Consider the following 13,398-nt stretch of genomic DNA (forward strand, 5'->3'; position numbering starts at 1 on the left):
GGGAAGCCGTTTAAATGGGGTGGAACAACGACAAAAGGATTTGATGCTTCTGGATTTACTCAATATGTGTATGCAAAAAGTGTAAAGGTTACTTTACCGCGTACGAGTGCTGATCAATTTAAAAAAGGTAAAGATGTAAAGTTGAAGGATCTTAAGCCAGGGGATTTAGTATTTTATAAAACAAACGGGAAGTCAGTATCATTTGTCGGAATTTATGTAGGGAAGCAACAATTTATTGGTGCAACATCTAATGGTGTTAAAGTTCAATCCATGAACACAACTTATTGGAAGACCAAGTACGCTGGAGCCAAAAGAATTGTAAACTAAAAAAAACTTACAGGAGAAACTATCATGAAACGGGCCAAAATAAAGGAATTCATTCACTTTCTGATTTATATATTAATAGCTGTGTTCCTTTTCGGATTAGTTACTCTCCTCGTTATCTTTTTGTTTATCCAATCCTGATCTTCGTAGTGAATGTAACTAGGGAGATTTTTTATATTAGAATGAAGCACTCTGTAATAGGTATCCTCTTAATATTAATCCAAGAAAAAAAAATAATATTAATTAGACGAAAAAGCTTGATTTTTAATAACATCCTTAGTATAATTGATTTTGTTGTTCAATATTATTATCGCGGGGTGGAGCAGTCCGGTAGCTCGTCGGGCTCATAACCCGAAGGTCGCAGGTTCAAATCCTGCCCCCGCAATTTTTTTTTTTGCGCGGATATTGGTCCCGTGGTGTAGCGGTTAACATGCCTGCCTGTCACGCAGGAGATCGCGGGTTCGATTCCCGTCGGGACCGCCATATGTAAATTTAAAGTGAAAACGAAACTTAGTTTCGTTTTTTTTTCATATTGGGAAAGAAAGTATATAATTTTTAAATAAGGTTTATATATTCGCGGCGAGCCTTTTGTCAAAAAAAGCTCGTCGCTGAACAAGGCGCTTATGCTTTTCTAATTATCATGTACTAAAGAGGGAGAGTTCGAATGGGAAGTTTTGAGTTTAAATCGAATAGCCCCGAAGACACGTATGCTATCGCAAAGAATTTGGGAAAATTGCTTCAAAAAAATGATATTCTTCTATTAGAAGGGGACCTAGGTGCAGGAAAGACTACTTTTACAAAAGGTCTTGCCGCTGGTTTAGAGATTAAAAAAAATGTAAATAGCCCGACTTTTACCATCATAAAAGAATATAACGGAAGGCTTCCGCTCTTTCATATGGATGTCTATCGGGTCGAAGATGGCTTTGAAGATTTGGGAATTGATGAATATTTTTTTAGTGGTGGGGTAACAGTGATTGAATGGGCTCATATTATAGAGGAACAGCTACCACCCGAACACCTGTCCATTTATATAACCCACGATGGTGATCATAACCGAAAATTGAAATTTGAACCGACTGGGGAAAGATATGAAGCCTTATGTAAGGAGCTATTCAATGAAAATCTTAGCGATTGATACTTCCAATGATTGTTTAGGTATTGCACTTATTAGTGAAGAGAAAATAATTGGGGAATACATTACCAATATCAAAAAAAATCATAGTGTCCGAGTCATGCCAGCTATTGAGCGATTGCTTTCGGATTGCGAGACGCAAACTTCCGATTTGAGTAAAATTGTTGTGGCACAAGGGCCAGGCTCCTATACTGGTGTGCGAATTGGTGTGACGATTGCTAAGACAATGGCTTGGAGCCTAGAAATTCCATTAGTTGGGGTATCAAGTCTTGCAGTCTTAGCGGCTGCTCCCCGTTATTTTACCGGTTATCTTTGCCCTCTATTTGATGCGAGAAGAGGGTTAATTTATACGGGATTATATAAGTATGAAAATGGTGTTTTAACGAATGTCTTGGAAGATAGAAATATTTTAGCAAGTGAATGGGCAAAGACATTACAATCTTATCATGAACCTATTTTATTTATTGGAAATGATGTCCCAATTCATAAAGATACCTTTCAAGTTACATTGGAGGAAAAAGCGATTTTTGCACAAATTCCTGAACAAAATCCTAGACCGGGTGAGCTTGGAATGTTAGGAAAAAATCTTCCAGCCGTAGATGTACATTCTTTTACTCCAAATTATTTACGTTTAGTAGAGGCAGAAGCAAAATGGCTGGAAAAACAGGAGCGAACAAATGATTGAGTATGGGCAAGATACTTGTGAAATTTCGTTTCGGATTGCAAGGGAAGATGATATCGAAAGCCTTTTTGATATTGAACAAAAATCTTTTTCTGTTCCATGGCCAAAAGAAGCTTTTTACCAAGATATCATCAGTAATCGTTTTGCGCTTTACTTAATAATGGAGTGTAATAGAAAAGTTGCGGGATATTGTGGCGTATGGCTTGTAATGGATGAAGCACATATTACAAATATTGCCGTTTTGCCTGAATTTCGTGGCCGGAAGCTAGGGGAGGCATTATTAAGAAAAATGATGTCTTTAGCTCAAGAAGCAGGTACAAAAACGATGACGCTGGAAGTCCGTGTCAGTAATATTCCAGCTAGATCCCTGTATAAAAAATTAGGTTTTCAAGAAGGCGGCATCAGGAAAAACTATTATACTGACAACAATGAAGATGCCATTGTCATGTGGGTGAAAATATGAATAAAGATTTAATCGTATTAGGAATTGAAACAAGCTGCGATGAGACAGCAGCATCGATTGTAAAAAATGGGACAGAGATTATATCAAACGTAGTTGCTTCACAAATTGAGAGTCATAAACGATTCGGTGGGGTCGTTCCTGAACTTGCATCTAGGCACCACGTTGAGCAAATGACGATCGTAATAGAAGAAGCATTGAAGCAAGCGAATGTTTCTATAAAAGAAGTTGATGCCATTGCTGTAACCGAAGGTCCAGGTTTAGTAGGAGCATTACTTGTGGGAGTAAATGCAGCAAAGGCTCTTGCATTTTCGCATCAAATTCCACTCGTTCCTGTTCACCATATTGCGGGACATATTTATGCGAACCGTCTTATGACCGAATTAACATTTCCATTATTATCTCTAGTCGTTTCTGGTGGTCATACAGAATTAGTTTATATGGAGAAACACGGTTCCTTCAAAGTAATCGGGGAAACGCTTGATGATGCGGCAGGTGAAGCTTATGACAAAGTAGCTCGTACATTGCAGCTTCCTTATCCTGGCGGTCCTCATATTGACAGGCTTGCCCATGAAGGGAAACCAACTATTGATCTACCTAGGGCATGGCTTGAGGAAGGCTCATATGATTTCAGTTTCAGTGGTCTGAAATCAGCCGTTATCAACACTCTTCACAATGCTGAACAAAGAGGCGAGATCGTTAGCCCTGAGGATTTAGCAGCAAGTTTTCAAGCGAGTGTTGTGGAAGTCTTGACTGAAAAAACAATACGTGCCGCAAAAGAATATAATGTACGACAAGTTCTTTTAGCTGGTGGAGTTGCAGCAAATAAAGGACTGCGAAATTCTTTAACATCTACATTTAATAATGAGCCTGACATTGAGCTTGTTATTCCGCCACTTTTCCTATGTACAGATAATGCTGCTATGATTGCTGCAGCAGGTAGCATATTATTTGAAATGGGGAAAAGGGGCACAATGGAAATGAATGCTCATCCATGTTTAGACATCGAAATATAGATTTGTAAACCCATTAGATAAAAGTCTAATGGGTTTCCTTTTATAAAAAAATGAACGAAAATGTCACTTAAAATGGTTATCCACCTATGTATCGATCAAAATCATTGCTGCAATTAAAATGTCCACTGTTAGATCGATACAGAATAAACAAATACTTCTTTTCCCCATTTATTTATTGTTTTGATCGCTTTCATTCCAATTCGTTCTGCAACTCTCGTAGATGGAATATTATTAACATCGGGTAATGAGATCATCTTTCTTAATTTCAACTGTTCAAACCCATATTCCTTACAAGCTATTGCTGCTTCGGTCGCATATCCATTTCCCCAGGCACGTCTAACAAATAAATATCCAATCTCCATCTCAATGACACCATCTACTTCTTGAGGGACAATTCCACATTGCCCCAGAAAACCGCCTGTTACTTTATCCTCTACGATCCAGAGACCTACACCATATGTAGCATAATTATTTAGGGTCCAGTTAATCCATTCGATCGTTTGTTTTTCATTTTTTGTTGAGGGATAGTATTTCATTGCTTCAGGATCTGAGAAAATTTCCATTAAATTCTCAACATCATCTTTTGTCATTTTTCTTAAAATTAATCTTTCCGTCGCTATGACTGGCGTGATCAAATTTATCCCTCCTTCGATTAGTACAAATTAAATTCAATGTGATACTAGCAAGTCGATATGATGTTAATTGGCTGTTAGTAATTCCACAATTTTTATATTTATCTTAACATTTATCAACAATCAATATTTCCCGTGAAATACATTGTTGAGATACACCTTTAAAGCAATCCGTTAATAAAAGTTTGATTGTGGATAAGTTGTGGATATTTTCATAGGAGAAATGAGTAATCCCAACTGTTCACTTTTATTTGTGGATAAAATTCATTTTCATTGTGGATATTGTGGAAAAACCTTAAAATAACCCTTATTTACAGTATTATGTCTGTGAATAACGTTGTGGAAAAAAACAGCACCCATCACAGGTGCTATTCTTGAAGAAGCTCTGAAACTTCTTCCCATTCTTCTAAGAGCTGATCCATTTCTTTCTTTATTCCTTCAATTTGTTCATTTATTTCCATTACTTTTTCATGATCTTCAAATATATCAGGACGGCAGAGCAGCTCTTCTAGTTCAGTCATGTTCTCTTCCAAAATTCCGAGGCGTTCTTCTATTTCTTCGACTCTACGTTTTCTTTGTCTTTCGAGTCTTTTTGTTTCTTTATCTTGCTGGAAGGAAGTTTTCGTTGTACGGCTTTCCGTTCGTGTTTTTTGTTGTAATTTTTCCGCGTCCAGCCTAGCGATTTCTAGCATCTCTGCTTTTTTCTCGACATAGTAATCATAATCTCCAAGATATTCTATCGTTCCGTTTGGAGAAAGCTCGACAACTTTTGATGCGATTCTGTTAATAAAATATCGATCGTGCGATACAAAGAGAATCGTACCTGGATAATCAACAAGAGCATTTTCAAGGACTTCTTTACTATCTAAATCTAAATGGTTCGTCGGTTCGTCAAGGATTAGAAAATTGGCTTGTTCAAGCATTAAGATGGCAAGGGCAAGACGAGCCTTTTCACCGCCGCTTAAAGTAGAGACCGATTTTTGCACATCATCTCCACTAAATAAGAAGTTACCGAGCATTGTGCGAATCTCTTTTTCTTCTTTTAGTGGATAATGATCCCAAAGCTCTTGTAAAACAGTTTTATTGGAGGACAACTCTGCTTGTTCTTGGTCATAATAGCCAATCGTTACATTTGTTCCGTAATCGACTTCACCCGAGAGCAACGCAATTCTTTTAATAATCGTTTTTAATAAGGTAGATTTTCCAACTCCATTAGGTCCAACTAGCGCGATGCTATCTCCGCGAAAAATGGAAAAACGAATATTTTTCGATAAAGGCGTATGCTCATATCCAATGGCAGCATCTTTAACTTTCAACACATCATTGCCGCTTTGCCTTTCAATGTCAAAAGAAATGGAAGCTGACTTATCCCCACTTGCAGGCCTATCCATTAATTGCATTTTTTCAAGCTGCTTCCGTCTACTTTGTGCTCTTTTCGTAGTAGAGGCACGAGCTAAATTACGTTGGATAAAATCTTGCAATTTCGCAACTTCATCCTGTTGTTTTTCATATAATTTCATTTCACGTTCATAATTTTCCGCTTTTTGCGCTAAATATTTGCTGTAGTTTCCATAATACTTCTTTAATTCATGCATGGAAAGCTCATAAACTTGTGTTACGATTTTATCTAGAAAATAGCGGTCGTGCGAAACAATTAAAATAGCTCCTGGATATCCTACTAAATATTGTTCTAACCAGGAAAGAGTTTCAATATCTAAATGATTCGTAGGCTCATCTAGAATCAATATATCTGGTTTTGTTAATAATAATTTTGCAAGGGCAAGACGTGTCTTTTGACCTCCGCTTAACGTCGCGATGCGTGTAGTATAATCTTGTTCATAAAAACGCAACCCGTGTAGGACCGAGCGAATATCAGATTCAAACTGGTAGCCTCCAGCTTCTTCAAATTTTAGTTGGAGCTGATCATATTCTCTCAATAATTTTTCTGTTAATTCGCCATGCGAACTATTTGCAAGCTCTAGCTCAATATTACGAAGATTTTCTTCCATTTTTTTTATATAATCAAAAACAGAAAGCATTTCATCCCAAATACATAACGATGATTCCAGACCAGTATTTTGTGCTAAATACCCGATCGATACATCTTTCGGTTTTACAATTTGACCAGAATCATAGGATAAATGTCCTGCAATCATCTTCAATAAAGTTGATTTTCCTGCACCATTTCGTCCGACAAGAGCAATTCTATCTTTTGTTTGTATTTCTAATTTTATATTAGATAATATTAATTCAGCGCCGAAGTATTTTGTCAGTTGTTGTACTTGTAGCAGCATCATTATTTTTTCACCTCTTGTTTCATAGTCAGTTTACCGTATAATGAATACTCTCGGCAATATCTCAACCAAAGTCTTGAGAAAAAAGACAGCTTGGATGAAATAGTGTATGATAATAGAGAGGTGTTGGCAGTGAATGATTTAACTCATTTTAATGAGCAGGGGCGCGCTAAGATGGTTGATGTGAGTGGGAAACCTGAAACGGTGCGAACTGCAAGCGCCCAATCAAGTATCGAAGTGAATGAGATTATTTATGAACATATAATGTCAAACAAAATAAAAAAAGGTGATGTTCTTTCCGTGGCGCAAGTTGCAGGCATAATGGCTGCAAAAAAAACATGGGAGATTATACCTATGTGCCACCCATTACCATTAAAAGGAATTAACATCTCATTTGGATGGAGAAAAAAGACAGATGAGAACTGGCAGCTGAACATACAAGCTTCAGTGAAAACAATTGGAAATACTGGAGTAGAGATGGAAGCTTTGACAGCAGTATCTGCTGCAGCGTTAACGGTTTATGATATGTGTAAAGCTGTTGACAAAAGCATGATCATAGGACCGACGTATCTTATTGAAAAAACAGGTGGAACGACCGGAAAAGATTATAAACGACTATCTCACGATGATTAGTGAAAGTCTGGAGGTTTTAGTATGAACGATGAAACAATGAAAATACCGCATGCAACGGCGAAGAGATTGCCTCTTTATTATCGTTTTATAAAAAATTTACATGCATCAGGAAAACAACGAGTATCATCTGCACAATTAAGTGATGCCGTGAAGGTCGATTCGGCTACAATTCGCAGGGACTTCTCTTATTTTGGTGCTTTAGGAAAAAAGGGATATGGGTATAATGTAAACTATCTCTTGTCATTTTTTAGTAAAACGTTGGATCAGGATGAATTGACGAAAGTCGCACTCATCGGTGTTGGTAATCTTGGAACTGCATTTTTAAATTATAATTTCTTAAAAAATAATAATACGAAAATCTCGATGGCTTTTGAGGTAGCTCCTGAAAAGATCGGAACAACGATTAGCGATGTACCTGTTTATGATATGGCTGATCTAGAAAAAAGACTGAATGAAGAAGAAATATCAGCTGTCATTTTAACAGTACCTGCACCTGTGGCACAGCAAATTACAGATCGCCTTGAACATACGGACGTGAAAGGGATTTTGAATTTTACACCAGCAAGACTTTCAGTCCCACCGTCTGTAAGAGTTCATCATATTGACCTTGCTGTGGAACTACAGTCGCTCATTTATTTTTTGAAAAATTATCCGAACGAAGACACGGAAAGTTCACAAGAATAGTGGTTTAGGAATAGTCAAACGGAATATCATCATTTAAAATAAATGAATAAGGAGGTGGGCGCAAATGGTATTAGGTGCGATTGGACCAGGTAGTGCAATCCTAATCGGTATTGTTGCTTTGCTAATATTTGGCCCCAAAAAATTGCCTGAACTAGGGAAGGCAGCTGGAAGAACTCTTCGCGAATTTAAAAATGCTACAGCAGGTTTGGCGGATGATGATGATAAAGAGAAAGAGAAGGATCAGAAAAAAGACGCCGACCAATGATAGGATGAACGTGTAATGAATCAAAATCATATGACGATTTTAGAACATATAGACGAATTAAGAAAACGGCTGATGATCATAGTCGTTTTCTTCGTATTTGCCATTATCATTAGCTTTTTTATAGTACAACCTTTAATTAATATTCTTCAAAATGCAGCTGCGGCAAAAGATCTTACGATGAATGCTTTTCGTGTAACTGATCCTTTTAAAGTATATATGAACATGGTGTTTATTTTGGCACTAATCATGACCTCTCCGGTGATTTTATACCAAATATGGTCTTTCGTAAGTCCGGGTCTCCTTGAAAAAGAACGTAGAGCAACATTAGGATACATTCCAGCTTCTGTATTTTTATTTTTGGCGGGATTAACATTTTCCTATTTCATTCTCTTTCCTTTTGTCATGAAATTCATGCTCGGCTTATCAAGTGACATGGGCATTACATCCACAATCGGGATCAACGAGTATTTTCAATTTTTATTTCAAATTACTCTACCATTTGGTTTTTTATTCCAGCTTCCAGTTGTTCTATTATTTTTAACAAGGCTTGGAATCGTCACACCGATGTTATTAAAAAAGATAAGAAAGTATGCGTATTTCGTGTTATTTGTTATCGCGGCACTTATCACACCACCAGACATCGTATCGCATTTGATGGTAACCGTACCACTTTTGCTGCTCTATGAAATTAGTGTGTGGATCGCGACAATTGGATATAAGAAAGCACAGGCTGCAGAAGCGGAGAGAAGAGCAGAGGAGAATCAGATGGTATAACAAAAGAGGACGCCAGGGGCATCCTCTTTTTTACTTCTTATTTTTCTGTTTCTTTATCCTAAAATGCAGCCCAATCAGCCTAAATCCTGCACCAAAGTCAAAAGTGGCTAAAATGAGCAGTAAATATACGAAAAAATTCCAATCATTCATCGTTACTTGTTGGATTGCGAAAAATGTAAAGATACAACCAAGTACTAGATAAACGACTCCTGAAAAAAACGGAGATCTCATCCAAAAAACCCTCCAATCCAACCGTAAACCATTTCAAAAAGCCCAGCTTGTTTATTCATATAATTAAATTGTACGAGCGTGACAATCGTATTCATCATCATATGGGAAATAATCGGAACGATAATTCTTTTTGTTCTTACATATAAAAAGGCAAATGTGAATCCCATAGCAGTGTATAAAATAATATGCATTGGATCAAAATGGGCAAGTGAGAATATTAAAGAACTTAATAATGCTGCCACCCAAAATGGAAAACGATTGTATAAAAGACCAAAAATGACTTTTCTAAAGACGATTTCTTCTAAAATTGGACCAATAATGGAACTAGCTAACACCACTAATGGAAATAATTTGATTAGGTTCATAATGTTCTCGGTATTTTCGGAACCAGGCTTAATTCCAATAGCTGTTTCGATCAAGACTGCAATCATTTGCGCTACGAAGGCAAGAAAAATTCCACCGATTGCCCAAAGGATAGAGCCTTTTACTGACATTGGGTCTACCTTTTCTACCCTCGTTTGTGGTTCTGCCTTTTTTAAAATAAGAAGAACAATGATTAATCCTACTACAAAGCTAAATACAACCCACATGCCTGTTGCTAATACTTTCATTGTAGCTGTATCAACATGGAACAATAATACTCCAGCAAACATTAACAAAGGCACTCCTATAAATGTAGAAAGTTGCATAGCAATATAAGTGATCAATATATATAGATATTTTTTTTCCATGGACTGAAATCCCTTCAATCAAATTAAAAGCACAACCTTCATTTTACTAATAATCTTCCAACGCTTCAAATAGGAAAGCTTTTAAAAATTTGTAGATGTTTGGAGAAAAAGTTTTTTAAATAAAAGCTTCTTCAGACTTGCAAATCAAAATGGAATTTATTATCATAATAACTGTGTTAGCACTCGATGAGTTAGAGTGCTAATAGATAAAAAAATACATATTCATTTAAGGAGGTTGTTTCACTTGTTAAAACCATTGGGTGATCGCGTAATTATTGAGCTAGTAGAATCGGAAGAAAAAACAGCTAGTGGTATTGTCCTTCCGGATACAGCAAAGGAAAAACCGCAGGAAGGTAAAGTAGTTGCGGTAGGTACAGGCCGTGTTCTTGAAAGCGGTGAGCGTGTAGCTCTAGAAGTATCTGAAGGAGATACTATCATCTTCTCAAAATACGCTGGAACAGAAGTGAAATACCAAGGTACTGAATATTTGATTCTACGTGAATCAGACATTTTAGCTGTTGTCGGAAAGTAAGTCTGATTCTTATTTTTAATTATAAACGTATGAGGAGGTCATTTTTCAATGGCAAAAGATATTAAGTTCTCAGAAGATGCTCGTCGCGCGTTACTACGCGGTGTAGACCAATTAGCAGATGCTGTGAAAGTCACATTGGGACCAAAAGGACGTAACGTTGTTCTTGAGAAAAAATTTGGTTCTCCACTGATTACAAATGACGGTGTAACAATTGCTAAAGAAATAGAGTTTGAAGATGCATTTGAAAATATGGGTGCAAAGCTTGTTTCTGAAGTTGCAAGCAAAACAAATGACGTAGCGGGTGACGGTACAACTACTGCAACGGTTCTTGCACAAGCGATGATTCGTGAAGGCTTGAAAAACGTTACAGCTGGAGCAAACCCTGTTGGCGTTAAAAAAGGTATTGAAAAGGCTGTTGTAACAGCAATTGAAGAACTTAAATCAATTTCTAAGCAAATTGAAGATAAAGAATCCATCGCTCAAGTTGCGTCCATTTCTTCAGGTGACGAAGAAGTTGGTCAACTAATCGCTGAAGCAATGGAGCGCGTTGGTAACGACGGTGTTATTACAATCGAAGAATCTAAAGGTTTTACAACAGATCTTGATGTTGTAGAAGGTATGCAATTCGATCGTGGATATGCATCTGCTTATATGGTAACGAATACAGATAAAATGGAAGCTGAGCTCGAAAATCCATATATCTTAATTACAGATAAGAAAATCTCAAACATCCAAGAAATTCTTCCTGTTTTGGAACAAGTTGTTCAACAAGGTAAACCACTATTATTGATTGCAGAGGATGTAGAAGGAGAAGCTTTATCTACACTTGTTCTCAATAAACTTCGTGGTACATTCAACGCTGTAGCGGTTAAAGCACCTGGTTTCGGTGACCGCCGTAAAGCAATGCTTGAAGACATCGCTATCTTAACAGGTGGCCAAGTAATCACTGAAGAGCTTGGACTTGAATTAAAATCAGCTACAATCGATTCACTTGGACGCGCAGCGAAAGTAGTTGTTTCTAAAGAAAACACTACAATCGTTGAAGGTGCTGGAGATTCTGCAAACATCAGTGCACGTGTTAACCAAATCCGTGTACAAGCAGAAGAAACTACTTCTGAGTTCGACAAAGAAAAACTTCAAGAGCGCTTGGCTAAACTTGCTGGCGGTGTAGCTGTCATTAAAGTAGGTGCGGCAACTGAAACAGAATTAAAAGAGCGCAAACTTCGCATCGAAGACGCATTGAACGCAACTCGTGCAGCCGTTGAAGAAGGAATCGTTTCCGGTGGTGGAACTGCACTTGTGAATGTATATAATAAAGTAGCAGGCCTTCAAGCAGAAGGAGACGTAGCGACTGGTATTAATATCGTTCTTCGCGCTTTGGAAGAGCCAGTTCGTCAAATCGCTCACAACGCTGGTCTTGAAGGATCCGTTGTCGTTGAGCGTCTAAAAAATGAAGAAATCGGCGTAGGATTCAATGCTGCTACAAATGAGTGGGTCAACATGATCGACGCTGGTATCGTAGACCCAACTAAAGTTACACGCTATGCACTTCAAAACGCGGCATCAGTTGCAGCTATGCTTCTAACAACTGAAGCAGTTGTTGCTGACAAGCCAGAACCAGCTGGTCCTGCAATGCCTGATATGGGCGGCATGGGTGGAATGGGCGGCATGATGTAATAATGGTGTAAAATCCTTGTTATATAAAGGTTTTTCGATACAATAGTAGAGTTCAATATCGTGAGAAGTATCCGATAATTAAAAATAAAAAAGCTCCCAAAAAGTTAATAATTTTTTGGGAGCTTTTTTATTCGAATAATACCTTTCTATATTAGATATCTTTACGTTTAAACTTCACATTAAGGACTTTAGTTAGTCCACGCTTAAAGTCCTTAAGCAATTCCTCTTAAGTAAAAATTTACTTTTCCAAGAAGGTTAAACCCCACCCAATGTCAAATATATATATTTTGGTTATCACTAGGAACATTGGGGGAAACAAACTTGGAACATTCAGTACAAAAACAATTTACTTCTGAAATCATGAATAAAATCTTGAGTACCTATCATTTAGACACTAATTTTAAAAAGCTCGGTGATTTTGAGAATTATGCTTTTGAAGTTTATCATGAGGGAGAAGCGAAAATATTAAGAGTTACGCATAGTTCACATCGTACGCAAAAGGAATTAGAATCGGAGTTGGATTGGATTCAATATTTGCATGGTTGTGGAATCAGTATTCCAGCGGTGTTTCTATCTCCGAACGGGAATACAGTGGAGGCATTTCAGGCAGAGGATTCCATTTTCTATGCTTCTTTGTTTGAAAAAGCACCGGGAAATCCTGTGAAGCTAGTTGATTTTGATGAGAAGCTTTTCCGTATTTGGGGAAAAGTGATTGGAAAAATGCATCATTTTACAAAAAACTATCAACCAGGAGAGAACATCCAACCACGTTATCAATGGGATGAAAACGATTTATTGCGTTTAGATTATTACTATCCTGAGTCTGACCAGGAAGCCTTGAAAGCAGCTCGTAATGTCGTGGTAGAAATCGTGAAATTGCCAAAAACGAGAGATTCTTATGGACTTATCCATACAGATATCCATGCTGGAAACTTTTTCTATGATGGGGATTCGATCCATATTTTCGATTTTGATGATGCAAGCTATCACTTTTTTGCGTCGGATATTGCCATTCCGCTTTATTATTCTCTCATTAGTAAGCATTTATATGGAACGAGAGAGGAGCGCAATGAATTTGCAAGAGAGTTCATGCAAGCTTTTCTGGAAGGATATCGTGAGGAAAATGAGCTTTCACAAGAATGTATCGAAACGATTCCATTGTTTTTGAAGCTAAGGGATGTTGATTTATATTCTGTTTTTAGTAAAAAAGTGCCGGCTGAGGAACGAACAAAACGAACTCAGCATTGGATTGCTGAAATCAAGGAACGTATTGAAAAAAATGTGGCAATTGTGGATCTTGATTGGATTAGTAACCTGATATAAGATCACCA

At 37.4% G+C, this 13,398-nt stretch carries 16 protein-coding genes and 2 tRNA genes; 14 read left to right on the plus strand and 4 right to left on the minus strand.

Features of this window, described 5'->3' with window-relative positions; translation table 11 throughout:
* From KHA93_RS22200 to tsaD, 7 genes are all read left to right on the plus strand, one after another.
* On the plus strand, nt 1–327 hold a 327-nt coding region (locus KHA93_RS22200; RefSeq protein ID WP_213113107.1), incomplete at its 5' end, for a C40 family peptidase.
* Nucleotides 328–635: 308 nt separating this feature from the next.
* Nucleotides 636–709: transfer RNA gene (locus tag KHA93_RS22205), tRNA-Met, on the plus strand.
* A 22-nt stretch (nt 710–731) separates the two neighbouring features.
* A tRNA-Asp gene (locus KHA93_RS22210) sits at nt 732–807 on the plus strand.
* 181 nt (nt 808–988) lie between these two features.
* Nucleotides 989–1,459, plus strand: a complete 471-nt coding sequence (gene tsaE, locus KHA93_RS22215) for a tRNA (adenosine(37)-N6)-threonylcarbamoyltransferase complex ATPase subunit type 1 TsaE (RefSeq protein WP_213113108.1) — start codon at nt 989–991, stop codon at nt 1,457–1,459.
* Nucleotides 1,440–2,141, plus strand: coding sequence for a tRNA (adenosine(37)-N6)-threonylcarbamoyltransferase complex dimerization subunit type 1 TsaB (gene tsaB, locus KHA93_RS22220; protein ID WP_213113109.1), 702 nt, complete (start codon nt 1,440–1,442; stop codon nt 2,139–2,141). Before tsaE ends, tsaB begins: the two co-directional genes overlap by 20 nt.
* Entirely contained in the window at nt 2,134–2,601 is a 468-nt protein-coding gene (rimI, locus tag KHA93_RS22225) for a ribosomal protein S18-alanine N-acetyltransferase (protein WP_213113110.1), read from the plus strand. The genes tsaB and rimI overlap by 8 nt, the downstream gene beginning before the upstream one ends.
* Entirely contained in the window at nt 2,598–3,614 is a 1,017-nt protein-coding gene (gene tsaD, locus KHA93_RS22230) for a tRNA (adenosine(37)-N6)-threonylcarbamoyltransferase complex transferase subunit TsaD (RefSeq protein WP_213113111.1), read from the plus strand. The genes rimI and tsaD overlap by 4 nt, the downstream gene beginning before the upstream one ends.
* A gap of 128 nt (nt 3,615–3,742) precedes the next feature.
* Here tsaD and KHA93_RS22235 read toward each other — a convergent pair whose 3' ends face one another.
* Nucleotides 3,743–4,249 carry a GNAT family N-acetyltransferase gene (locus KHA93_RS22235; RefSeq protein WP_213113112.1) on the minus strand — a complete coding sequence of 169 codons (507 nt, stop codon included), beginning with the start codon at nt 4,247–4,249 and terminating at the stop codon, nt 3,743–3,745.
* Nucleotides 4,250–4,614: 365 nt separating this feature from the next.
* Nucleotides 4,615–6,543 (minus strand): ABC-F family ATP-binding cassette domain-containing protein, encoded by a 1,929-nt coding sequence (locus KHA93_RS22240; RefSeq protein ID WP_213113113.1) that lies wholly within the window; start codon nt 6,541–6,543, stop codon nt 4,615–4,617.
* A gap of 129 nt (nt 6,544–6,672) precedes the next feature.
* On the opposite strand from KHA93_RS22240, the gene moaC reads away from it, so the two are divergent.
* From moaC to tatC, 4 genes are all read left to right on the plus strand, one after another.
* Entirely contained in the window at nt 6,673–7,173 is a 501-nt protein-coding gene (gene moaC, locus KHA93_RS22245) for a cyclic pyranopterin monophosphate synthase MoaC (RefSeq protein ID WP_213113237.1), read from the plus strand.
* Between the two features lie 21 nt (nt 7,174–7,194).
* Entirely contained in the window at nt 7,195–7,857 is a 663-nt protein-coding gene (locus tag KHA93_RS22250) for a redox-sensing transcriptional repressor Rex (RefSeq protein ID WP_213113114.1), read from the plus strand.
* Nucleotides 7,858–7,921: 64 nt separating this feature from the next.
* Entirely contained in the window at nt 7,922–8,122 is a 201-nt protein-coding gene (locus KHA93_RS22255; RefSeq protein ID WP_213113115.1) for a twin-arginine translocase TatA/TatE family subunit, read from the plus strand.
* A gap of 15 nt (nt 8,123–8,137) precedes the next feature.
* Nucleotides 8,138–8,896 (plus strand): twin-arginine translocase subunit TatC, encoded by a 759-nt coding sequence (gene tatC, locus KHA93_RS22260; RefSeq protein ID WP_213113116.1) that lies wholly within the window; start codon nt 8,138–8,140, stop codon nt 8,894–8,896.
* A 30-nt stretch (nt 8,897–8,926) separates the two neighbouring features.
* Here the strand turns inward: tatC and KHA93_RS22265 are convergent, their stop codons facing one another.
* Both KHA93_RS22265 and KHA93_RS22270 read right to left on the minus strand, forming a co-directional pair.
* Nucleotides 8,927–9,127 carry a YdiK family protein gene (locus tag KHA93_RS22265; protein WP_213113117.1) on the minus strand — a complete coding sequence of 67 codons (201 nt, stop codon included), beginning with the start codon at nt 9,125–9,127 and terminating at the stop codon, nt 8,927–8,929.
* Nucleotides 9,124–9,858 (minus strand): CPBP family intramembrane glutamic endopeptidase, encoded by a 735-nt coding sequence (locus tag KHA93_RS22270; protein WP_213113118.1) that lies wholly within the window; start codon nt 9,856–9,858, stop codon nt 9,124–9,126. Before KHA93_RS22270 ends, KHA93_RS22265 begins: the two co-directional genes overlap by 4 nt.
* Before the next feature lie 244 nt (nt 9,859–10,102).
* Here KHA93_RS22270 and groES point away from each other — a divergent pair, with 244 nt between their 5' ends.
* The 3 genes from groES (at nt 10,103) to KHA93_RS22285 (ending at nt 13,390) form a co-directional block, all read left to right on the plus strand.
* On the plus strand, nt 10,103–10,390 hold the full coding sequence (gene groES, locus KHA93_RS22275; RefSeq protein ID WP_213113119.1) for a co-chaperone GroES: 288 nt from the start codon (nt 10,103–10,105) through the stop codon (nt 10,388–10,390).
* 48 nt (nt 10,391–10,438) lie between these two features.
* Nucleotides 10,439–12,067, plus strand: coding sequence for a chaperonin GroEL (groL, locus tag KHA93_RS22280; protein WP_213113120.1), 1,629 nt, complete (start codon nt 10,439–10,441; stop codon nt 12,065–12,067).
* Nucleotides 12,068–12,388: 321 nt separating this feature from the next.
* Complete coding sequence (locus KHA93_RS22285; protein ID WP_233711629.1) at nt 12,389–13,390, plus strand: phosphotransferase enzyme family protein; 1,002 nt, start codon at nt 12,389–12,391, stop codon at nt 13,388–13,390.
* Nucleotides 13,391–13,398 lie beyond the last annotated feature (8 nt).

The organism is Lederbergia citrisecunda, assembly GCF_018343695.1.
Lineage (GTDB): Bacteria > Bacillota > Bacilli > Bacillales > Bacillaceae_C > Lederbergia > Lederbergia citrisecunda.